This window comes from Glutamicibacter sp. ZJUTW (assembly GCF_008370855.1).
In the GTDB taxonomy this organism is placed as follows: Bacteria; Actinomycetota; Actinomycetes; order Actinomycetales; family Micrococcaceae; genus Glutamicibacter; species Glutamicibacter nicotianae.
Map to the genome: position 1 here is coordinate 3,398,509 of NZ_CP043624.1, position 21,003 is coordinate 3,419,511.

Annotated in this window: 18 protein-coding genes; 11 read left to right on the top strand and 7 right to left on the bottom strand. The window is 63.5% G+C overall.

Annotation, left to right across the window (positions count from 1 at the left end; translation table 11 throughout):
* The first annotated feature begins 1 nt into the window (after position 1).
* From F0M17_RS15945 to F0M17_RS15970, 6 genes are all read left to right on the top strand, one after another.
* Positions 2-1,372: a carboxylesterase family protein gene (locus tag F0M17_RS15945; RefSeq protein WP_149597542.1), complete on the top strand. Its 1,371-nt coding sequence runs from the start codon at positions 2-4 to the stop codon at positions 1,370-1,372.
* 148 nt (positions 1,373-1,520) lie between these two features.
* Positions 1,521-2,405 (top strand): VOC family protein, encoded by an 885-nt coding sequence (locus F0M17_RS15950; protein ID WP_149597543.1) that lies wholly within the window; start codon positions 1,521-1,523, stop codon positions 2,403-2,405.
* A gap of 41 nt (positions 2,406-2,446) precedes the next feature.
* The gene (locus F0M17_RS15955) at positions 2,447-3,340 is read left to right on the top strand and encodes a fumarylacetoacetate hydrolase family protein (protein ID WP_149597544.1); all 894 of its coding nucleotides are present in this window, start codon (positions 2,447-2,449) and stop codon (positions 3,338-3,340) included.
* 50 nt (positions 3,341-3,390) lie between these two features.
* Positions 3,391-5,019 (top strand): FAD-dependent monooxygenase, encoded by a 1,629-nt coding sequence (locus tag F0M17_RS15960; RefSeq protein WP_149597545.1) that lies wholly within the window; start codon positions 3,391-3,393, stop codon positions 5,017-5,019.
* On the top strand, positions 5,012-5,683 hold the full coding sequence (locus tag F0M17_RS15965) for a GntR family transcriptional regulator (RefSeq protein WP_149597546.1): 672 nt from the start codon (positions 5,012-5,014) through the stop codon (positions 5,681-5,683). Before F0M17_RS15960 ends, F0M17_RS15965 begins: the two co-directional genes overlap by 8 nt.
* 75 nt (positions 5,684-5,758) lie before the next feature.
* Positions 5,759-6,607 (top strand): SDR family oxidoreductase, encoded by an 849-nt coding sequence (locus F0M17_RS15970; protein ID WP_149597547.1) that lies wholly within the window; start codon positions 5,759-5,761, stop codon positions 6,605-6,607.
* A 15-nt stretch (positions 6,608-6,622) separates the two neighbouring features.
* Here F0M17_RS15970 and F0M17_RS15975 read toward each other — a convergent pair whose 3' ends face one another.
* Both F0M17_RS15975 and F0M17_RS15980 read right to left on the bottom strand, forming a co-directional pair.
* Positions 6,623-7,801: a glycerate kinase gene (locus tag F0M17_RS15975; protein ID WP_149597548.1), complete on the bottom strand. Its 1,179-nt coding sequence runs from the start codon at positions 7,799-7,801 to the stop codon at positions 6,623-6,625.
* 254 nt (positions 7,802-8,055) lie between these two features.
* Positions 8,056-8,514 (bottom strand): MarR family winged helix-turn-helix transcriptional regulator, encoded by a 459-nt coding sequence (locus F0M17_RS15980; RefSeq protein WP_149597549.1) that lies wholly within the window; start codon positions 8,512-8,514, stop codon positions 8,056-8,058.
* A 53-nt stretch (positions 8,515-8,567) separates the two neighbouring features.
* On the opposite strand from F0M17_RS15980, the gene F0M17_RS15985 reads away from it, so the two are divergent.
* Complete coding sequence (locus F0M17_RS15985; RefSeq protein WP_246857089.1) at positions 8,568-10,034, top strand: MFS transporter; 1,467 nt, start codon at positions 8,568-8,570, stop codon at positions 10,032-10,034.
* Positions 10,035-10,211: 177 nt separating this feature from the next.
* On the opposite strand, the gene F0M17_RS15990 is transcribed toward F0M17_RS15985, so the two are convergent.
* The 5 genes from F0M17_RS15990 to F0M17_RS16010 are packed head-to-tail and all read right to left on the bottom strand — an operon-like array spanning position 10,212 to position 16,103.
* Complete coding sequence (locus F0M17_RS15990) at positions 10,212-10,958, bottom strand: SDR family NAD(P)-dependent oxidoreductase (RefSeq protein WP_246857196.1); 747 nt, start codon at positions 10,956-10,958, stop codon at positions 10,212-10,214.
* A gap of 2 nt (positions 10,959-10,960) precedes the next feature.
* Positions 10,961-12,427 (bottom strand): MFS transporter, encoded by a 1,467-nt coding sequence (locus F0M17_RS15995; protein WP_149597551.1) that lies wholly within the window; start codon positions 12,425-12,427, stop codon positions 10,961-10,963.
* Between the two features lie 10 nt (positions 12,428-12,437).
* Positions 12,438-13,661, bottom strand: coding sequence for a M20 family metallopeptidase (locus F0M17_RS16000; protein ID WP_149597552.1), 1,224 nt, complete (start codon positions 13,659-13,661; stop codon positions 12,438-12,440).
* Complete coding sequence (locus tag F0M17_RS16005; protein ID WP_149597553.1) at positions 13,658-14,893, bottom strand: PLP-dependent aminotransferase family protein; 1,236 nt, start codon at positions 14,891-14,893, stop codon at positions 13,658-13,660. The genes F0M17_RS16000 and F0M17_RS16005 overlap by 4 nt, the downstream gene beginning before the upstream one ends.
* Complete coding sequence (locus F0M17_RS16010) at positions 14,829-16,103, bottom strand: Xaa-Pro peptidase family protein (RefSeq protein ID WP_246857090.1); 1,275 nt, start codon at positions 16,101-16,103, stop codon at positions 14,829-14,831. The genes F0M17_RS16005 and F0M17_RS16010 overlap by 65 nt, the downstream gene beginning before the upstream one ends.
* Positions 16,104-16,145: 42 nt before the next feature.
* On the opposite strand from F0M17_RS16010, the gene F0M17_RS16015 reads away from it, so the two are divergent.
* The 4 genes from F0M17_RS16015 to F0M17_RS16030 all read left to right on the top strand — a co-directional run bounded on the left by F0M17_RS16015 (position 16,146) and on the right by F0M17_RS16030 (position 20,975).
* A complete protein-coding gene (locus tag F0M17_RS16015; protein ID WP_162989384.1) occupies positions 16,146-17,156 on the top strand; it encodes a LysR family transcriptional regulator in 1,011 nt (336 codons plus the stop codon).
* Positions 17,157-17,180: 24 nt separating this feature from the next.
* Positions 17,181-18,077 (top strand): LysR family transcriptional regulator, encoded by an 897-nt coding sequence (locus tag F0M17_RS16020; RefSeq protein WP_038992896.1) that lies wholly within the window; start codon positions 17,181-17,183, stop codon positions 18,075-18,077.
* Between the two features lie 106 nt (positions 18,078-18,183).
* On the top strand, positions 18,184-19,488 hold the full coding sequence (locus F0M17_RS16025; protein WP_121867632.1) for an aspartate aminotransferase family protein: 1,305 nt from the start codon (positions 18,184-18,186) through the stop codon (positions 19,486-19,488).
* A complete protein-coding gene (locus tag F0M17_RS16030; RefSeq protein WP_198934359.1) occupies positions 19,485-20,975 on the top strand; it encodes an NAD-dependent succinate-semialdehyde dehydrogenase in 1,491 nt (496 codons plus the stop codon). Before F0M17_RS16025 ends, F0M17_RS16030 begins: the two co-directional genes overlap by 4 nt.
* The last annotated feature ends 28 nt before the right edge of the window (positions 20,976-21,003 follow it).

Below are 21,003 nucleotides of genomic sequence, written 5' to 3' on the forward strand. Positions count from 1 at the left end.
CATGGGGGTATACCGCTACGCACAGCGCAGCGCAGGCCGCTTCGGCAAGCTCAGTGAAATCACCGGGCTTGCCGAGGCGCAGCCAGCCATCTTCCCGCAGACCCCCGGTTCGCTGGATTGGCTGCTGGGTCCGGCCCTGCACGAACTGCCGCAGAGCGAAGATGCTTTCCAGCTCGCGGTGTTCGCACCCGAGCAGGCCAGCGAACTTCCGGTGATGGTCTTCCTTCCCGGCGGCGGATTCGTTTCCGGCGCCGGCACGGTGCGCTGGTATGACGCGCAGAATTTCGCGGAACAGCAGAACTGCGTGGTCGTCGTGGTCAACTACCGCATCGGCCTGCTGGCGCATCGCCAGTCGGTGGGCGGAGGCAACCTGCCGGTCGAAGAGCTGCTGCTGGCTTTGCAGTGGGTGCAGCGCCACATCACCCAGTTCGGCGGCAATCCGCAGGAAATCACGCTGGCTGGCCAGTCCGCCGGGGCTTTCTGGGCCTTTGTGCTGGCTCAGCTCGATGAGGCCCGCGGCCTGTTCAAGCGCCTCTACCTCGGCTCGCTGTCCTACCAACCGCCAATGAACCAGGCTATGGCCGATGAGCGCAATGGAGTCATCGGCCAAGCCCTGGACGGGACCGCTCTGGAGCAAGCCAGCACCGAACAGCTGCTGGCCGCCGGTGGCGCGCTGGCCAAGGCGTGGGCAGGCCGCGGGCTCGGCCTCTACCCGAGCGCCGACGGCGCGGTTCCGGCAGACCTGTTCGAGGTCAGCCAGGCAGCCGCGCGGCTGCATGTGCCCGAAGTGCTGATGACCTACACAGCCGATGAAGCCAATGCCTTTATCGGCATGGCCCCGGAGCAGGCATTCAGCATCGAAGCGGTGTGCGGCTTCATTGCGGGCAACTTCGCGCAGCCACAGGGCGTGTTCGAGGCACTGGCCGCCGAGGCGCCCGAGGCCACGGCCAAGCAGCTGATGGCCAGGGCCATGACCCTGCACCAGATCCAGCTCTACGCGACCGAGTTCGCCGACGAGGCCGCGGATAACGGCATCCAGGTGCAGCTGCTGGGCTTCGAGGTCCACTCGCCCTTGCCGAATGCCGGCTCGGCGCACTGCTTCGAGCTGCCGTTCCTCTTTGGCAACCGCGAGGCCTGGCATGATGCCCCGATGCTTGGGGGTTTCAGCGAGGACGTCTTCACCACGGCAGCGGCAGAGTTCAGCGGCGCAGTGGGGTCATTCGTGCGCAGCGGAACTGCCAGCAGCACCGCCGGTGCGCTTCTGGCCGTGCATGAGTCCACCGCCCAGCTGATGACGGTGTTGGACGAATCGGGCCTGGCCACGCGCCCTATCGACCGGCGTTTCGCGACCAAGCGCCAGGTGCCGGCCTAAGTATTTGCGCGCCCGTCTTCGCGGACCCCCGGTTCGCGCGGACGGGCGCGCAAATTTCTTTCGCAGTAACACTGGACAATCTAACTTAAAGTAAATAATCTAATTATCTAGATCACAATATTTTTATTGCCAGCAGAAGGGATCCACCATGGCTTGGGGATTAATCAGGGAAATGGGCCACGTGTCCATCCAGACCAATGACATCGAAGGATCCATTTTCGACGCCACGCAGCTGCTCGGCCTGCGCGTCACCGAACGCACCGGCAACGAGGTCTACCTCGCCGCCAACTCGGTGCACCACGAGCTGACCTACGTCGAGTCCGAGGTCAACGGCATCCACTCGCTGGGCCTGATCGCCCAGAACGGCGACGCGCTGCGCGAGATCCGCAAGCGCGTGGCCGACGAGAACTTCAAAATCGTCTCCGAAACCCCGGTATCCCTTGGCGTCCAGGACGGCTTCTCGTTCGTCGGCCCCGAAGGCTGGATCTTCGAGGTGTACACCGGCATGCAGCACAACGACCGCGGCCTGCTCTCCTTCGGTCCGGATCGCTATGGCCACATCAACTTCCACCCGCGCGACGTGAAGGGAATGATGGAATTCCTGCGCCGCATCTTCGACTTCCGCCTCTCGGATGTCATCGGCGACGACTTCGCCTACTTCATGCGCTGCAACCCGGATCACCACGGTATCGCGCTGATCAAGGGCCAGGGCACCTTCCACCACCACGCCTGGCAGGTCCAGTCCATCGGCGACCTGGCCAAGCTCGGCGACCGCCTGGGCGCAGCCGGCCGCGAACTGATCTGGGGCCCGGTCCGCCACGGCGCCGGGCACAACATCGCCGCCTACTACGTGGAGACCTCCGGCGCCGTAGTGGAGCTCTACACCGACCTGGAACAGATCTACGACGACGAGCGCGACCCGGTGATCTGGGGCGAAGACGAGAACTGGTGGAACATGTGGTCCAACCGCCGCACCGAGGACTTCCGCACCTTCGGCATCCCGACCGTCACCGAACTGAAGACCTTCACCTAAACCGCAACGCATCGCGAACACTTTCGAAAGGCAACACCACCATGCAGTACGTATCCTTCAAGGCAGCTGACGGCACCGAGACCTGGGGCGTGTCCATCGACGGCACCGTCCACGACCTGGGCCCCTCGGGCAAGAACCTCGCGGCCAGCACCCGCGACGCCATCGAAAAGGGCATCTTCGGCACGCAGCTGGATCTTTCCGGCGCACCGACGATCGCCGAGTCCGACATCGAATTCCTGCCCTCGGTCACCAACCCGGGCAAGATCATCTGCATCGGCGTGAACTACCTGGCCCACCAGGAGGAGTCGGGCAAGACCGGGCAGACCGCGCCGACCGTGTTCACCCGCTTCGCCGATTCGCAGATGGGCCACCTGGCCCCAGCGGTGAAGCCGACCACCACCACCAAGTTCGACTACGAGGGCGAAATGGCGCTGGTGATCTCCAAGGAAGCCTTCCACGTCGAGAAGGAAGACGCCTGGGACCACATCGCCGGCTACGCCTGCTACAACGATTTCTCCGTCCGCGACTGGCAGAAAGCCGCCAGCCAGTGGATCCCGGGCAAGAACTTCCCGGGCACCGGCGGTTTCGGACCCTACCTGGTGCCGGCAGCCGACCTGGGCGACATCACCACCGCGGTGCTCGAAACCCGCGTCAACGGCGAAGTGCGCCAGCAGGCGCCGGTCGCCAACCTGGTCTTCGACATCCCGACCCTGATCAACTACGTCACCGGCTTCACCAAGCTGAACCCGGGCGATGTGATCGTCACCGGCACCCCGGGCGGCGTGGGCCTGTTCTACGGCCCGGACGGCCTGATCAACCACGGCGACGTGGTCGAGGTCGAGATCACCGGCTTGGGCATCCTGCGCAACACCGTGGCCGACGAAGCCTCGCTGCTTGCCGGCGCGCAGGCGGGCGATGCGGTCGCCAGCGCCTAGCCTCGCACCAACCGACAGAAGCACGACAGCAACCAAGGAAGTAGCGGGCAGTGGCACAATCCCATGAAGTCGACGTCCTGGTCATCGGTTCGGGCCCCACGGGCCTGACCGCCGCCAACCTGCTGGCCGATTCCGGCCTGCAGGTGGCATTGATCGAGAAGAATCCGGGCAGCGGCGACGAACCGCGCGCCATCAGCGCCACCGATGAGACCCTGCGCGTCATGGCGCACCTGGGGATCATGGATGAGCTGGGCCCGCAGATGCTCATGGACACCGGTGCCCGCTACTTCGGCCTGGGCGGCAAGGTCATTGCCGACGTGCGCCCGGGCAACCCTCGCCTGGGCCAGCCCGGCAAGAGCCAGTTCGACCAGCCGATCCTCGAAGGCCTGCTCTACGAGGCGGCCGCCCTGCGGCAGAACCTGGCCCTGCACTACGCCACCGCGGCCACCTCGATCCAGCAGCACGAGGACCACGTCATCGTGCATGCCACCCGTACCGGAGAGGCCACCACCGGCTTCAACGGCGCGAAAATCGGCGACGCCGGCCACGATCCCTACGCAGCCGCCCAAGGCAGCGAAACCGCTCTGGAATTCAAGGCGAAGTGGGTACTGGCCTGCGATGGCGGCAAGTCCTTCACCCGCCGCGAGCTGGGCATCGGCCTGCAGGGCTCCACCCAGACCGAACGCTGGATCGTGGTGGACCTGCTGGATGTGCCCGGCAACCCGGAGCCCTTCGCCTCTTTCCACTGCAACGGGCAGCGCCCGGCCGTGGTGGTCCCCGGGGTGAACGGCCGCCGCCGCTACGAATTCATGCTCTTCGACCACGAGGACGGGGAGCAGATGACCTCGCCAGCCTCCATCACCAAGCTGATCTCCCCGTTCCAGGACACCGAGACGGTGACCATCCGCCGCGCCGCCGTTTACACCGCGCACCAGCGCATCGCCGAACGCTACCGCGAGCGCCGGGTGCTGCTCGCCGGCGACGCCGCGCACCTGATGCCGCCCTTCGCCGGGCAGGGCCTGAACGCCGGCATCCGCGATGCCGCCGCCATTTCCTGGCGCCTGGCAGCCGTCATCGCCGGCGAGGCCGAGGAATCGATCATCGACGACTACGAAATCGAGCGCCGCCCGCACGCCGCCGAGATGGTCAAGCTCTCCAAGCGCATCGGCTGGGTGGTCATGAACACCAGCCCGGTGATCACCCGGATCCGCGACGCGGTGGTCGTCGGCACCCGAATCATTCCGCCGTTGAACCGCTGGCTGACCGGCATGCGCTTCCTCAAGCAGCCGCACTACACCACCGGCACGGTCCTTCCCCCGCTGCCCGGGGTCCCGCACCTGGCCCAGGACTTCGTCGGGCGCATGCTCCCGCAGCCCGAGGTGGACGCCAACGGCGCGGCCACCGCGCTCGATGACCTGCTGGCCCCAGGCTGGAACACCATCGAGGTGGCCGCCGGCCACCAGCTGGTCTTCACCAGCCAGGACGGCAGCACCGTCACCGCCACCGACACCTCCCGCGTCTTCGATGCCGCCACCGGCACTGTCCTGCTGATCCGCCCGGACTACTATGTCGCAGGCATTGCGCCATCCAACGACCGTGCCCGGCTGCTCAAGGAAATGAGCTCCAAGGCCACCGTGCTGGCTTCCTTCGGGACGGCAAAGCAGCCAAGCCATGGCTAAGCCGGCCGAAGCCGCACTATCGGGCATCCGCGAGGCCATCCTCGATGGCGCCTGGATGCCCGGCGAGCGCCTTGCTCCTCCGCACCTGGCGCAGCGCTTTTCCACCAGCACCACCGTCATCCGCGAGTCGCTGACCCGGCTGTCCGGCGAGGGCCTGGTGGCGGCAATCCCCAATCGCGGCTTCTTTGTCCCGGAGCTGAACCTGCGCCAGCTGCGCGACCAGACCGAACTGCGCTGCGTCACCGAAGCGCTGGCCGCCAGGCTTGCACTCGAGCGCGGGGATCTGGAATGGGAGTCCGCCCTGATCGCCGCGCACTACCGGCTGGCCAAGGCTCCGCGCCGCCGCGCAGATCATCCCGAGCAGTTCACCCCCGCATGGGGCAAGGCGCACCGCGAGTTCCATCAGCTGCTGCTCGCCCCCTGCGCTTGCCCGCCGATCCTGGACCTGTCGGCCAACCTGGCCAATTCGACGCTGCTCTACCGCCGCTGGGCCGCGGCCACCGAAGCCGCCACGCATCGGAATGTCGAAGCCGAGCACGAAGGACTGCTCCAGGCGGCGCTGGATCGCAATGCGGAGCAGCTCGGCGAGCGTCTGCGCGCCCACTATGAGGCAACGGCCCAGGTGATCCTTGAAGCCGGCCTGCTCAAGCTGGAGAATTTCTAGCGCTGCCCTACCGTTTCGGTCGCCGTGTCGCCTAGGCTGGCACTGGGCATTGCACCAGAGGGGAAGCGAGCAGCCATGGGATCCACGCCAAGCATTGCAGTCACCGGCTCCACCGGAGCGCTCGGATCCCTGGTGGCCCATCGGCTCGCCCACCGCGGGATCGCCCAGCGACTGCTGGCGCGCACGCCGTCAAAAGCCCCGGAACTGCCCGAGGCCGAGGTGCGGCAGTTCGACTATGCCGACCAGTCCGCCAGCGCCGAAGCGCTTGAGGGCATCGAGGTGCTCTTCATGGTCTCCGTTCCCGAAGGCCCCCAGCGGATGGATCTGCACCGTGCCTTCATCGACGCGGCCAGCAAGGCCGGGGTCACGCAGGTCGTCTATACGTCCTTCACTGCCGCGGCACCCGATGCGCTGTTCACCCTTGCCCGCGAGCACCACGCCACCGAGCAATACCTGAAGGAGTCCGGGATGCGCTGGACTTTCCTGCGCGACAGCTTCTACCAGGACCTCATGCCGCACCTTGCCGGGCGGGACGGGGTCATCCGCGGACCGGCAGGCGAGGGCCGCTTCGTTCCGGTCGCCCGGGCCGACGTGGCGCGGTCCGCGGCCGCCGTGCTCGCAGATCCGGCAGAGCATGCCGGCGCCACCTACGAGCTGACCGGGCCGCAGTCCCTGGACATGGCCGATGTGGCACGCATCCTCAGCGGGGCCGGCGGCAAGCAGATCGTGTTCCACAACGAAACCATCGAGGAGGCCTACGCCTCGCGCGCGGTCTTCGGTGCCCCGGACTGGCAGCTGGATGCCTGGGTCAGCACCTATACAGCCATCGCCAGCGATGCGATGTCACAGGTGAGCAACCACGTCGAAATCATCACCGGCACCCCGCCGATGTCCCTCGGGGAATTCCTGCGCACGGCCGGCTGACCCCGAACGTGCAGGCTAGCGCAGGTAGGTGCGCGCCACGCTGAACGCGGTGCGCTCCACCAGGGACAGGGTCTGCGCGGAGAGTTCTGCCAGCGTTGCCGGCCCCGGGGCAATGGAATAAGCGGCCAGGATCCCGGATTCCTCCAGCTGTTCATCGGTCAGGTCCACCGACCCGGCAACCACGATCACCTCGGCGTTCTCGCCGGCTGCCTGCAGCACCCCGGAGACCACCTTTCCGTCCAGCGACTGCGAGTCCAGGCGCCCTTCCCCGGTCAGTACCAGATCCGCGCCCTCGAGGATGTCGTGGGCGCCAAGCACTTGCGCCACCAAATCCCAGCCGGGGACCAGATCCACCTGGTAGTAGGATCCGAGGCTGATGGCCAAGCCGCCGGCCGCGCCCATGCCCGGCTGCTCGCGCAGCTTGCGCCCGGTATCGGCTTCCAGCACATCGGCCAGCCGGGCCAGGCCTGCATCCAGGAGCTGCACCTGCTCCTGGCTGGCGCCCTTCTGCGGACCGAAAACCGCGGCCGCGCCCTTGGCGCCGAGCAGCGGGTTGGTGACATCGCAGGCGATCTGCCATTGGACGTTCGCCGCCCGCGGGTCAAGCCCCGAAACGTCGATGGAGGCCAGATTCTGCAGCGCTCCGCCCCCAGCGGGCAGCTTCGCGCCGTCGGCATCCAGGAAGCTGGCACCGAGGGCAGCAAGCAGCCCGGTGCCGCCGTCGGTGGTGGCCGAGCCGCCCAAGCACAAGATGATCTGCGAAACGCCCAGCTCCAGGGCACGGGAGACCAGCGCGCCCAGGCCGTAGGTCGTTGCCTCCAGCGGCCTGCGTTCCACGTCGCTGACCTGCGGCAGGCCGGCAGCTTCGGCCGCTTCAACCACGGCGATCTTCCCGTCGGCCGACAGTCCCAGCCGGGACGCGACAGGGCGGCCCAGGGCATCGGTGGTCTGCACGCTGATCGCTTCGGTGCCCCAGGCATCGATCAACGCTTCGAGGGTTCCTTCGCCGCCATCGGCGAAGGGCACCGCGGTGATCTCGACCTCGCGCTTGCGGCCGGTCGCTCCCTTGGCGAAGCCGCCGGCCAGGGCCGATGCCACTTCGCTGGCCCGCGCACTGCCTTTGAAGGAATCAGGCACGATGGCCACGTTCAACGGACGGGTCGCTGCGGGTGCTGGCTTCTGCGTTGGAGTCATGCTTCCCAGCATAGGGAGAAGCGGCTCGCGGGCCTATGGAGATTTGACCAAGTTTCGTGCCGGTCGGCCCGTGGATCTATGTGCATTTCGCCCAACGGCCTTCTGTGTACCTTGCCTGTGCGGAAGCATCGAATATGCGTAGCTGAGCCAAAGGGACGGCACAGAAACCGCCAGTAGTGTTGTAAACACCTCTTGAAGGTGCGAGTGATGATCGTAGAAGTTCCCGTTGGATATTGCCCAACGGGAACTTCTCTTTAAGCCCTTTTGGCTTCGCTGTACTCTTCGATCGAGCTGTTGAAGCGATTCAGGTACTTGGCGAATTGCTCGATATCCGCGGAGCTCCAATCGCCCAGGATCTGCTCCAGCGAAGCGATGGACAGCGCGCGGGAATCCGACAGCCGCTCAGCGCCCATCGAGGTCAGGCAGATCTTGCGGGCGACATTTCCCTGGGGATCGGCAATGCGTTCCAGATACCCGTCCTTGATGGCCGCGGTCACCTGGCGTTGCAGAGTCGAGTTATCCAGGCGCAGTGCCTGGCTCAGTTCGGTAATGGTCATCGGGCCCTGCCCGTCAATGCGGCTCATCAGCAGGTACACGCTGCGGTCAAGCCCTCCCGAATGGCGCCGATGGGCGATGGTGTAGCGGCTGAGCATGATCTGCTCGTATTCGATCTCTGCGATGCGGTCCTTGATCCCGGCCTGTTCTTCTGGCATTTCTCCATCATACCCTTGATGTGTAAGATACATATTGTATGTAAGTTACACATTTGCTTCGGAAGGCTCCCCTGCCCACAACCACCCCCGCCGGAAAAACCAGTTCCGGATTCATCGTCGGCATTCTCGCCACCGCTGGCATCGCCTCATCGCTCACGCAGACGATGGTCGCCCCGCTCATCCCGCAGCTGCAGGAAATCTTCAATACCTCGCCGGATAACACCGCGTGGATCATTACCGCCACCCTGCTGGCGGCCGCAGTGGTCATGCCGATCTCGGGACGGCTGGGCGATATGTTCGGCAAGCGCCGCATCCTGGTCTTGCTGGCTATCCCGCTCATCCTCGGCGGCCTGATCTGCGCGCTCGCGCCGAATACCACGGTGATGATCGTCGGGCGCACCCTGCAGGGCTTCGGCTCCGGCATGTTCCCGCTGGGCATTGCCATGCTGCGCGATCTCGTCGACAAGGAGCGCCTGCCTTCGGCGATCGCCACGGTCTCCGCCACCCTGGGCGTCGGCGGCGCCATCGGCCTGCCGCTGTCGGCGGCCATCACCCAGTTCTCCTCTTGGCGCGTGCTGTTCTGCATCGGCGCGGCGATCACGCTGATCGTGGTCTTGCTGATCCTCAAGTTCATCCCGGTAGCCGGCACCACCCGCAGCACCTGCCGCTTCGACTGGATCGGAGCCATCGGCCTGTCCATCGGCCTGATCTGCCTGATGCTCGGCGTTTCCAAGAGCTCGACCTGGGGCTGGGGATCGATCCCGGTGCTCGCCCTGCTGATTGCCGCCGTCGTGGTCCTCGTCATCTGGGGCTTCTGGGAATTGAAGACCGCCAGCCCGCTGGTGGACCTGCGCACCGCCGCCATTCCCCGGGTGCTGCTGACGAATATCGCGTCGATCTTCGTGGGCTTCGGCATGTACTCCAGCTCGCTGGTGATGCCGCAGATTCTGCAGATGCCGGCCGAAGCTGGCTACGGCCTGGGGCAAAGCATCCTGGCCGCCGGCCTGTGGATGGCTCCGGCAGGACTGATGATGCTGGTCCTCTCCCCCGTGAGCGGCCGGCTGACCAGTGCCAAGGGCCCCAAGTTCACGCTGGTGCTGGGCATCGCCGTCATGGCGCTCGGCTACTCGGCCGGTCCGCTGGGCATGACCAGCACCTGGGGCCTGCTGGCGGTCAGCCTGGTCATCAACAGCGGTGTCGCCCTGGCCTATGGCGCCATGCCTGCCATCATCATGAGCGCAGTGCCGCGCAGCGAGACCGGTGCGGCCAATGGCTTCAACACCCTGATGCGTTCCTTGGGCACCACCTCTGGCGCGGCCATCATCGGACTGCTCCTTGCGGACATGACCATTGATTTCCATGGCGTCGTGCTGCCTTCCGAAGCCGGCTTCCACACGACCCTGTGGCTTGGCTCCGGCATTTGCGTGGTGGCAGCGATCATCGCCGCCTGCATTCCCGCCATGGCCAAGCCGAAGCCCGAAAGCGTGAGCACGCCCCAGCCGCTGGCCAGCATCGATTAGCCCAACTCCCAGTATTCAAGGTTTCCGAGGTTTCAGCCCAGCCGGGGCATAGGAAGCACCCCTATAGTTGAAAGCACCTCATGAAGGTGCGAGTGATGATCGGGCAACTCCCGCTGGGCAACCAGCGGGAGTTGCTTATTTCAGGAACTCCTTCGGAGAACTAAACTGCTGTTACTTCTACTTGGCCAAATAGCCGCCATCAACGGGCAGCGACGTGCCGGTGACATAGCTGTTGGCCGGATCAGCGAAATATGCCACGGCACCCGCTACGTCTTCCGGTAGCGCAACCCGCCCCAGCGGGATCGCAGCTGATACCTCGCGCTCGGTAGCCTCGGGGTCGTCTTGGGATGCCAGCCAGTCCTTGAACATCTGCGTTCTGGTCATCCCCGGGGCCACGGCGTTGACCCGGATGTTATGCTCGGCCAATTCCACGGCGGCAGCCTTAGTCAGGGCCAGCATCGCTCCTTTGCTGGCGCTGTACAGGCTCATTGTGGGCACACCTATGCTCGCCAACCGCGAAGTGATGTTGATAATCGACCCGCCACCGAAATCGCGCATCGCGCGTCCTGCGGCTTGAAGGCAAAAAATCGCCGAGAAGGTATTGATCTCAAAGGCCTCGCGGATCTCTTCTTCGGGTGTATCCAGAACCCAATTGGTGTGATCGATGGCTGCATTATTGACCAGCACATCAAGCCTGCCGGTCTTCTCCACCACACTGTCGACCAAGCTCTGGGATGCCCCGGAAGCAACTAGATCGGCCTGGATGAAGCAACCATTCTCACCCAGTTCACTCGCGACATCCTTGCCGCGTTCAGCGTTCCTTCCACTGATCACGACATAAAAACCGTCTTTGACCAGGCGTCGGGCAATCGCAATACCGATTCCCGAGGTTGAGCCCGTCACCAACGCCACTGGCTTGGTCATTTTCACGACGTCATCTCCTTTGATTGCGCTGCTTCCTTGCTTGGTGTCGGCCTGGTCCGGCGTTTGGAAGCGCCTACCAGTTTCTCCCCGCGCTCTAGTCGCAGCCTGTCGTCACTGCCCGGAATCAAGTTGCCACGCAGCGAACGGCCCGCAGTTTCCCGGAAAGTAAGTACTGAGACGAGCCCGATAATGCCTGCTCCCATCAGATACCATCCGGGCACCAAGTCATTACCGGTAGCTCCAATGATTGTCTCGTTGGCTACAGCTGCGGTCCCGCCGAAAACTGCTGTTGACAGGTTGTACCCGATAGCGAATCCGGAATACCTCACTGAGGTGGGGAAGAGAGCCGGAAGAGCAGAGGAAATCGTGGACAGCAGCACGACCAGCAAAAGACCCAAAGTGCCGATACCTGCGAGCTGGCCCCACAGCCCTCCCACTTGCATCAGATAGACAGCAGGAACCGAAAGCAGCACAAAGCCCGCGCTTGCGGTGACCAGTAATGGCTTGCGGCCAATTCGATCGCTCAATGACCCGAGCGGGACAATCAACGCGATCATGACCAGTTGGATGAGCACGAGAGTCAGATTGGATTGGGTCGCATCATGGCCCAGCGTTGCCGTGAGGTAACTGGGCATGTACGTCAGCACCAAATAGAACGCCACATTGACCAGAACGATGAAACCAAAGAGCTTGAGCAGCTGCCACGGATATTCAACCAGCAATGCGCGTAGGGCTTGGGGCGCCGAGCTAACTGTATTCCCCTTGCTTGAATCATCGGTGAAGGTCTCGGATTCTTCCAGATGCCGCCTCATCCACAGCGCGATCCCACCCAGCACCAGAGTCAATGCGAATGGCAGTCGCCACCAGCCAGCCATCATGCCTTCCTCGCCCACCACCAGCGTGAGCATGGTGCACAAGATCGCGGCAGCGCTGAATCCGGCCAGCGTTCCGAATTCCAGGAACGAACCGTACTTGCCACGCTTGTTATCCGGCGCATGTTCGCTCATGAAAACCGCTGCGCCGGCATACTCGCCACCGGCGGAGAATCCCTGGACCATGCGCAGCAGCACGAGCAGCGCGGGCGCCAAATAGCCTACCTGTTCGAAGGTCGGCAACAGTGCGATGCAAGCGGTGGAAACGCTGATCATCACAATGGTGAATATCAAGATTGTCCTTCGCCCAATCCGGTCCCCCAGCGGTCCCAGTACCATGCCGCCTAGCGGACGGACGATAAAGGAGATGGCGAACGTTGAAAAGGCCAGGATTCGCGGCATGGCGCCTGCGTCTTCACCGAACGTGAAAAACAACTGTGAGATATAGACGATCAGGTATCCATAGATTCCGTAATCGAACCATTCGATCGCATTGCCGATGGCCGAGCCAGCCACGGATTTGCGTGCTTGCTTCTTTTCCTCTGGTGTGAAATCCGCTTCGTTTCGGATCTTGGGCAGCTGTGCTTGGGTAGTCATGGTCTTGTCCTTAGCCTTGAGAAGCTTCAAAGGTGCGCAATGCAATAAGCGCGTAAGCGCCTGCCGCGGTGCACAAGTCTCGGATGGAAACACTTTCGTTCGGCTGGTGGGCCTGGGAATTGAGTTCGCCTGGTCCCAGGACAACCGTTGGCACCAGGTGGTGCTGGGCAATGAATCCCGCCTCGCACGATGCCGTCCAGATTCCATAGGCTCCGGCAGACCCTAGGTCCCGTAGTGACCGGCAGGCTTGGAGCACCAGCGGCGCCTCGGGCTCGGCCAGGAAACCTGGCATGAACATCTGCACCGTTCCTTCCAGCCCGATCTGCTGGCCATCCAGATCCACCGAGCGGTCAAGCTCCAGACGGGCCGCCGCAAGCAACTCATCAAGCACCTGTTGCGGGTTCTCTCCGGGCAAGAGCCGACGGTCGATGCCCAGCAATGCCGCGTCCGGAACGATGGAAGTGCCGTGACCGGCGTGCAGCGTGCCTACATTCCAAGTTGCCGGGCCAAGTATCGGATGCCCGTTCTTGGCGAGACGCACCTTGTCCCTGCCGATGAGCGCTACCAGCTTCGCTGCGGCTTCGATGGCACTAGCGCCATCTGCCGGACGGCCAGCGTGAGCGCTGGATCCGCTGATGCGCACCTCCATATTCGCTGCCGCACGGCAGCCAATAATGGCCACTAGATCCGTAGGTTCGGCAACGATGCAGGCAGTGTAGGGTGCGGGAGGCTCTGTATTGATGTAATGGGTTATTCCCAATGCATCAGCTTCCTCATCCACAGTGCAGATCAACGTCAACGGGATCTCTGGTGCTTGGTGGTGGACCGCTGCCATGGCTTCGATAATCGCAGCCAGACCGCCCTTCATGTCCGTTGCCCCGCGACCGACCAGCTGATCGCCTTCCCGCCGAGCTGTGAATGCGTCTGCATGCCAGCCGCTTCCGGCAGGTACGACATCGCTGTGCCCGAGGAACAGTATCCCACCCCCGCTGTTGCCGCCACCGAGGTGGGCCACGAGATTCGGACGTCCTTCGGCCACCTGCTGCAAATGAACGGATGCCCCCAGCTCTTCGAGCATTTCGCGCAGTAGTTGGACAGTGCGTTCTTCGCTGCCACCGGGATTCTCGCTGGGAGCTTCGATCAGCTGTGCGCATCGGCCGAACAACCGTTCCTGGTCAATTTGGGCCAGTACCACGCGTTCCAGTTCGTTCATTGACTGCGTCACCAGGATCATGCGCTGGCTCCATGCTGGAGCATCTCTTCAATCGCCGCGTGCAGGCGATGCACCCCCTGTGCAATCCGTTCCGGCGTGGAAGTCGCGAAGCACAAGCGCAATGCGTCGGTGAAGGCGCCAGAATCTGCAAAGGCAGGGCCCGGTATATAAGCCACGCCATGTGCCAGGGCTATCGGGAACAGCTCCTGGGTGTCGATCTGCGAGTACCGGCCTTTCAAGGTCAGCCAGAGGAAAAATCCGCCTTCGGGGTCAGTGGCCTCGATATCGTCTCCGAAAGTTTCGGCCAAGGCCCGGCGCATGGCCTGCTTGCGCTCCAAGTAAACGCTGCGCAAGGTCCCCACATGGGTTTCCAAGCGACCTTGAGCCAAGAAGTCCGCCACCAGCTGCTGCATTGGGGCGTTGGTGCAGGTATCCATGGATTGTTTCGCACTGATCGCCAAATCGCGCAAGGCAGGATCCAGTTCCATCCATCCCACGCGCAGCCCCGGTGCCAGCACCTTGGAGAAGGTTCTCACCGAGACGATTCGGGGGTTGCCCGGGCTCAATTCGCTGAAGCCCGGGACTTCCTGGCCGGCGAAGCGCAACGCACCATAAGGATCGTCGTCAATAATGAATGCTTCCCACTGTTCAGCGAGCTCAATCAGCTTCCGGCGCCGTGCTTCGCTGAGCGTGCGTCCCGATGGGTTCTGGAAGTTCGGAATCACGTAGATCACTTTGGGGATCTTGCCGCTGGCCGCCACCAGTTCCGGCAACGCCTCTACAATCAGTCCGTCGTCATCCACCGGCGCTTCCAGAATCTGCCCCTGGTAGCTCAAGGCTGTGGCAATGCCGTTAGTGTAGGTAGGCGATTCGACGATTACCAGGTCGCCTGGGTCCACCATCAGCTTGAAGGCGATGTCCAGTCCCTGCATGCCGCCAGTGGTCACCAGGATCCGTTCCGGGTCCACAGCCTGTCCCTGCCCAGCGGCGAAGGCAACGATCTGCTTGATAAGCGCCGGGTTCCCTTCGGTCGCAGCATAGTCGTAGCGGCCAGTGGCCGGCTGCCGGTAGAGCTCGGCGAGCTCGGCTTCGGGAATCAATTCGGCGTTGGGCGCACCCATGGCGAATCGCACGATGTCGTGTGTCTGGCTGGCCAGCAGCGAGGTCGAGGAATCGATCACCGAGCCCTTAAGCTGGCTGGCTCGGGCGGCAAGACGCGTTGAAATCGGTGCCAGGAAGGATTGTGTAGTCATTTGAAGAGCTCCTTGGGTTGATGATGGTCAGTTCGCGTGGCAGGTCGGCCAGGAATTCGATTCCGTTGGCCGCGACCCTGATGGGTTCCGAGACCTCGAAGCCGAAGCCGTCGAGCCACATGCCGGCAATCAGGTGGAAGGTCATGTTCTCCTGCAAGAGGCTGTGCTCGCCGGCCCGGAAGCTGATCGTGCGCTCGCCCCAGTCCGGCGGGAAGCCGACGCCGATCGAGTAGCCCAGTCGGGATTCCTTCTCGAAGCCATGGGCGTTGATCACTTGGGTGAAGGCGCGCGTGACCGCGTCCGGTGTCGCCCCGGGGCGGACCTGGTCGAACGCCGCCTCGATGCCTTCGACAGTTGCTGCGGCCACGCGCTGCAGTGCGCTGCTCGGCTTGCCCAGCACAGCGGTGCGGGCCAGCGGCGCGTGGTACCGCCGGTGCACTCCGGCCAGCTCGATGGAGATCGGGGCGTTCGAGGGCATCGGATCGGCGTTCCAGGTCAGGTGCGGAGTATCAGCTCCGGGCCCGGTGGGCAGCATTGGCACAATCGAGGGGTAGTCCCCAGCGTGGCCTTCCACTCCCCGCGCCTGCGCCGCCATGATCTCGGCGGCCACGTGGTTCTGCGGCCGGCCCGGCTCCAAGGCACCCAGCGCGACGCGCATGCTGTGAGAGGCGACGCGACCAGCGATCCGCATCAGTTCGACCTCATAGTCTGACTTGATGAGCCGCACCCAGTTGACCAGTTCGCGGGACTCGCGCAGTTCCCATTCGCCAAGGGTTGCAGCCAGGGCCTGGTACATGCGCACGGAGAAGAAGTGGGAATCTCCTTCGTAGCCCACCGCGAGCTTACGCCCGAATCCCAGGTCGCGCAGGTGCCTGGCGACCCAATCGCCAGGGTGGATGTCGGGCCTATGGACGATTTCCTCGGGGTAGCCGAAGATCTGCTCGGGGGCGACCCCGCTCGCCGTGCGGTGCGCTCCGTGGGCATCCATGTGGCGCATGTACAGCATCGGCGGTCCATCCAGCGGAAGAACCATCATCTGGGCGGTGTAGAAGGACCAGGCGTTGTACCCACTCAAGTAGTAGAGATTCGCAGGATCCGTGATCAGAAGCAGCTCTAGTCCCTGCTCTGCCATGCGTTCCTTGACGCGTTGTTGCCGGGTTGCGAACTCGGCGATTTCCAGGCTGTCAATGCCTGTTGGGGGCTGCATCATTTCTGTTTTCTTGCTCCTTGCGGAATGAGTGGAATTTTTCTTGTGATCTACACCATAAGACTGCGTTTGAATCAGATAAAGTGGGTGCATCTTGTTCGTATCGTTAAGCAGAACTTACGGGATGTACCGCAGGTGCATCTGCGGCGGAAGAAGGAAATGCTAGATTTCAAAAGGCTCACGCTGCTGCGCGAACTGCATTTGCGCGGAAGCATCGCGGGCACCGCTCGGATGCTAGGCATCAGCCCGTCCGCGGTATCGCAGCAATTGGCCAAGCTCGAAGCGGAAGCAGGGTTGCCGTTACTCGAACAGGTCGGTCGCAGCATCCGGCTAACCCCGGCCGCGCAACACCTGATTGCCAGCGTGGATGAGGCGATCTCGGTACTCGAAGCGGCCAGCGCCGAGCTGGAAACACGACGTAGCCGGATCCAGGGAGTTATCCGCTTCGCGGCATTCAGCACTTTCGCACGTACCTATCTGCCAGATGCCTTGCGGAACATGGCGCTGGTCCATCCCGACGTGGTGGTTGAGTTCACGCAGCTCGAACCCAGCGAGGCATTGGACGCCGTGTCCGGACGACGCGCAGATATTGCCATTGTCGATGAATTCACCCATGTGCCACGCAGAGCGGACTCTGGATTAGTTCGCACATTGATTACTACCGACCAGTTGGATATTTTTCTGCCGCGTCCGGTCGCGAGCATCGCGGAGCTAGCCGATTTTGATTGGGCCTTTGAACCACATGGCACCGATGCCCACATGTTCAGCCGCAATTACTGCCGTGCGCTGGGGTTCGAGCCGAGAGTGCTCTTCGACTCCCCCGATCCCAGATTGCATTACGAGTTGGTGGCTGCTGGTGTTGCTGCCGCTTTCCTGCCCCGCATGGTGTTCAACCGACTGGGCCCAACCGAGGAAAACGTCACCCGCTTCGCGCCGTCACAGAGCCCTGCACCGCCTCCCATGTTCCGGGAAATCTATGCCGTGGGACGCCGCGGCAGCGACCTGCGCCCCGCGGTCAAGAGCTTCTTGCAAGTCTTGCAGGCCGTTGCCGCCTGAATTGAACCACTCGGAGGAAAATGCATGCTTGATCTGAATCGTCTTCGGCTGCTGCGCGAGGTCAGCTTGCGCGGGAGCATGAGCGCCGCGGCTCGCAGCCTGTCATACAGCCACTCGGCAATTTCCCAGCAGCTGGGCCAGCTCGAACGTGAGACTGGGGTCAAGCTGCTGGAACGCGCAGGGCGCAACGTGCAGCTGACCAAGGCAGGTTTGGAATTGGTGGGCAATACGGAAGCGGTCCTTGCCGCGATGGAAAAGGCCGAAGCCGATTTGGCCAGCTCCCACCAACGGGCACAAGGCGCGGTCACGGTGGCAGCTTTCGCCAGTATCAGCCGGGCAGCCATTCCAGCCGCACTTGCTTCCATCGCCGAGACGCACCCCGGCCTTGAAGTGCGCATCCAGCGCTATGAGCCGGAGGATGCGATTATCCGCCTGGCATCGCGCCAGGTCGACGCGATCGTCACCGACTCCTTCCCAGGCACTTCCTCGGGCAGCGCCAACGGCCTGCACACCACCATCATCGGCCAGGATCCGATCCGCGGTTACCTTCCAACCGGACTTCAGATTCCCGACGCCGAGGCCGCAGCCACCCTGCCATGGGTCATGGAACCGGCAGAGTCCGCTGCTGCACAATGGGCACTTCGAGTTTGCCGGGAACGCGGATTCGAACCCCGTGTCCAGCATGTTTCCTCGGACGTGCTCTTCCACTTGCGTCTGGTTGAGCGTGGCCTGGCAGCAGCTTTCCTTCCGGACATGCTCATCCAGGAGACAAGCAGCCAGCTGCAGCCCAGCAACTGGCTTCCGGCCGACCAGAGCCGCACCATCCTGTTCATCACCCGCAAGGGATCGGAGCACAATCTGGCGCTGAATGCCGTGCAGCGGGCGCTGGAAGCAGAACTTCACATGTCCCACGACATGTAAGTAAAACTGACAGGAATCTGTCGAAATCTTTCGCTTTTCATAACCGGTTTCGATTTCTAGATTGGTATCAACCCAATCATCCACGACCGGAATGGAACGAATCCGAATGACACTGAATAATCTGACGCTGCCGGACTCGACGGCCAGCGCGAGCATCCTGGAAGCGCCATCACTCTGGCCAGCACAAGCCCATCTGCCCACGGTTAGCGGGCGCCAGTTGGTTGTCGAACGCGGCGAAGGGTCGTGGCTCTACACCCAGGATGGACGCAAGCTCTTCGACGGTACTGCCGGCCTGTGGCATGCGAACGTAGGCCATGGAAATGCCGAGCTGGCCCAAGCGGCCTACGAACAGATGCTGCAGTTGGAGACCTATCACATCTTCGCTCGCTATTCGAATGACAAGGCGCTGGCCCTGGGCGAGAAGCTGGCAGAACTCAGCCCCATCGACCGCGCCAAGATCATCCTGAACTCGGGCGGTTCGGATGCCATCGATGTGGCATGCAAGCTCGCCCGCCGCCACTGGCAGCGCGAGGGACGGAATTCGAAGAAGATTATCCTCTCGCGCGAACACGCCTACCACGGCCTGCACGCCTACGGCACCTCGATCGCCGGGTTGGAATTCAACCGCGAGGGCTACGGCACCGACTCCCTGGTTCCGGAAACCGCCCGCGTCTCTTTCAACGACCCAGCCCAGGTCGAAGCGCTGGTCAACCGCCTCGGAGCAGAGAATATTGCCGCGCTGGTCACTGAGGCCGTGCAGGGAACCGGTGGAGTCAATCCCCCAGCCCCCGGGTATCTCGAAGCCATCGCGCGAATCTGCCGGGACAACGATATCCTGCTGATCCTCGATGAGGTCATCACCGGTTTCGGGCGCATGGGCACGATGTTCGCCGCCGAATACTACGGCCTCGAACCGGACATGATCACCTTCGCCAAGGGTGTGACCAGCGGCTACGCCCCGCTGGGCGGAGTAATGGTCGCTCCGCGCCTGTGGGAGCCGTTCTACGTCGACTCGCCCGACACCCCGGTCTTCCGCCACGGCGCCACCTATGCAGGGCATGCAACGGCGAGCGCGGTCGCCCTGAAGCACCTGGAGATCCTGGAACGCGAGCAGCTGGTTCCACGCGTGGCCCAGCTCGAATCGGTGCTCCGCCGCGAACTGGACGCGTTGGCTGCGCGCACCGAGGCCATCACCGAGGTGCGCAGCGCCGGCTTGCTGGGCGGCGTTACGCTTCACGAATCGCTGACCGCCGAGCGGGTGTGCGACGACCTGGTGGAGCTGGGCTTCATCGGACGCCCGCTGCGCGGGAACACCATCCAGATCAGCCCGCCATTCATCGTCACCGACGAGGAGCTGTCCATGTTCATCAGCGCCATCGGCGAAGCCATCAATGCAAGGAGCGGCAAGTGAACACTGCAACGCAGCAAGACGCGCAGCTGGCCGCCGCTGATCCCCGCTACATGGCGAATGCCGATGCAGCCATCGCCACGCTGGATTCTCCAGCGCAGGGCATCGCGGTCCACGATCCGGCCACCGGTGAACTGATCGCCCGCGTCCCGGATTCTTCACCCGCAGATGCTCTGGCAGCGGTCGGCCGGGCCGATGCGGCCGGTGCCGACTGGGCCCGCCAAAGCCCCCGGCACCGCGCCCAGGCATTGCACAACTGGTATGAACTGCTCATCGAGCACGGAGAGCAGATCGCCATGCTGATCTCCCGGGAGATGGGCAAAACGCTGGCTGAAGCGCGGGGCGAGGTAAAGTACGGAACCGACTTCGTGCGCTGGTACGCAGAGGAGGCGGTCCGCCCGGCAGGCCAATTCCAACCAGCCCCCGATGGAGGCGCGGATATCCTCACCCGACGCGCCCCAGTAGGGCTAGCAGTGCTGATCACCCCGTGGAACTTCCCACTGGCCATGGCTACGCGCAAGATCGCGCCGGCCCTGGCCGCGGGGTGCCCGGTGGTCATCAAGCCAGCCACAGCCACCCCGCTGACCACATACTTTGCCGTTCAACTGGCCATCCGAGCAGGGGTGCCCGAGCAGCTGATCCAGGTGGTTTCCACCTCGGATGCCACGGGTTTCAGCAGAGAGGTGCTTTCCGATCAGCGCGTGCGCAAAGTTTCGTTCACCGGCTCCACCCCGGTAGGCCGAAGGTTGCTTGAGCTTGCTTCGAAGAATGTGCTGCGCAGCTCCATGGAGCTGGGCGGCAACGCCCCGCTGCTGGTCTTCGACGACGCAGATTTCGAACGCGCCATCGAGGGAACTATCGCAGCCAAGCTGCGCAACGGCGGCCAATCCTGCATTGGCGCCAACCGCATCTATGTCCAGTCCGGCATTGCTGACGAGTTCGCTGCCGAGCTCGCCCGCCGATTTGCCCAAGTAAAGGTCGGTGCCGGGCTCAGCGATGCATCCGGAATCGGTTCGTTGATCGATGGCCGAGCCGTTTCGCAGATGCAGGACTTCACCAACGATGCCCTGGAGCGGGGCGCCCAGCTGCTCACGGGCGGCCACGGCTACGACAGCATCGGCCACTTCTATGCTCCCACGGTGCTGGACCATGTCGGGCCATCCGCACGCGTCGCCGGGGAAGAGATCTTCGGCCCGATTGCTGCGATCCGGCGCTTCGATACCGAGCAACAGGTCTTGGGCTGGGCCAACGACACGGAGTTCGGGCTCGCTGGCTATGTCTTCACCCAGGACCTGGACCGCGCGATGAATGTCGCCGACCAACTGCAAACCGGCATCGTTGGCATCAATCAAGGCGTGCCCTCCAACGCGGCCGCGCCATTTGGCGGAGTCAAGCAGTCCGGCCTGGGCCGTGAAGGAGCCAGCGAAGGCCTAGAGGAATACCAGTCCGTGCGCTTCTACAATATTGCCCGCCGAACCACCGCCGGCTAACCGGGCTTTGGAGCCCACACCACTACAA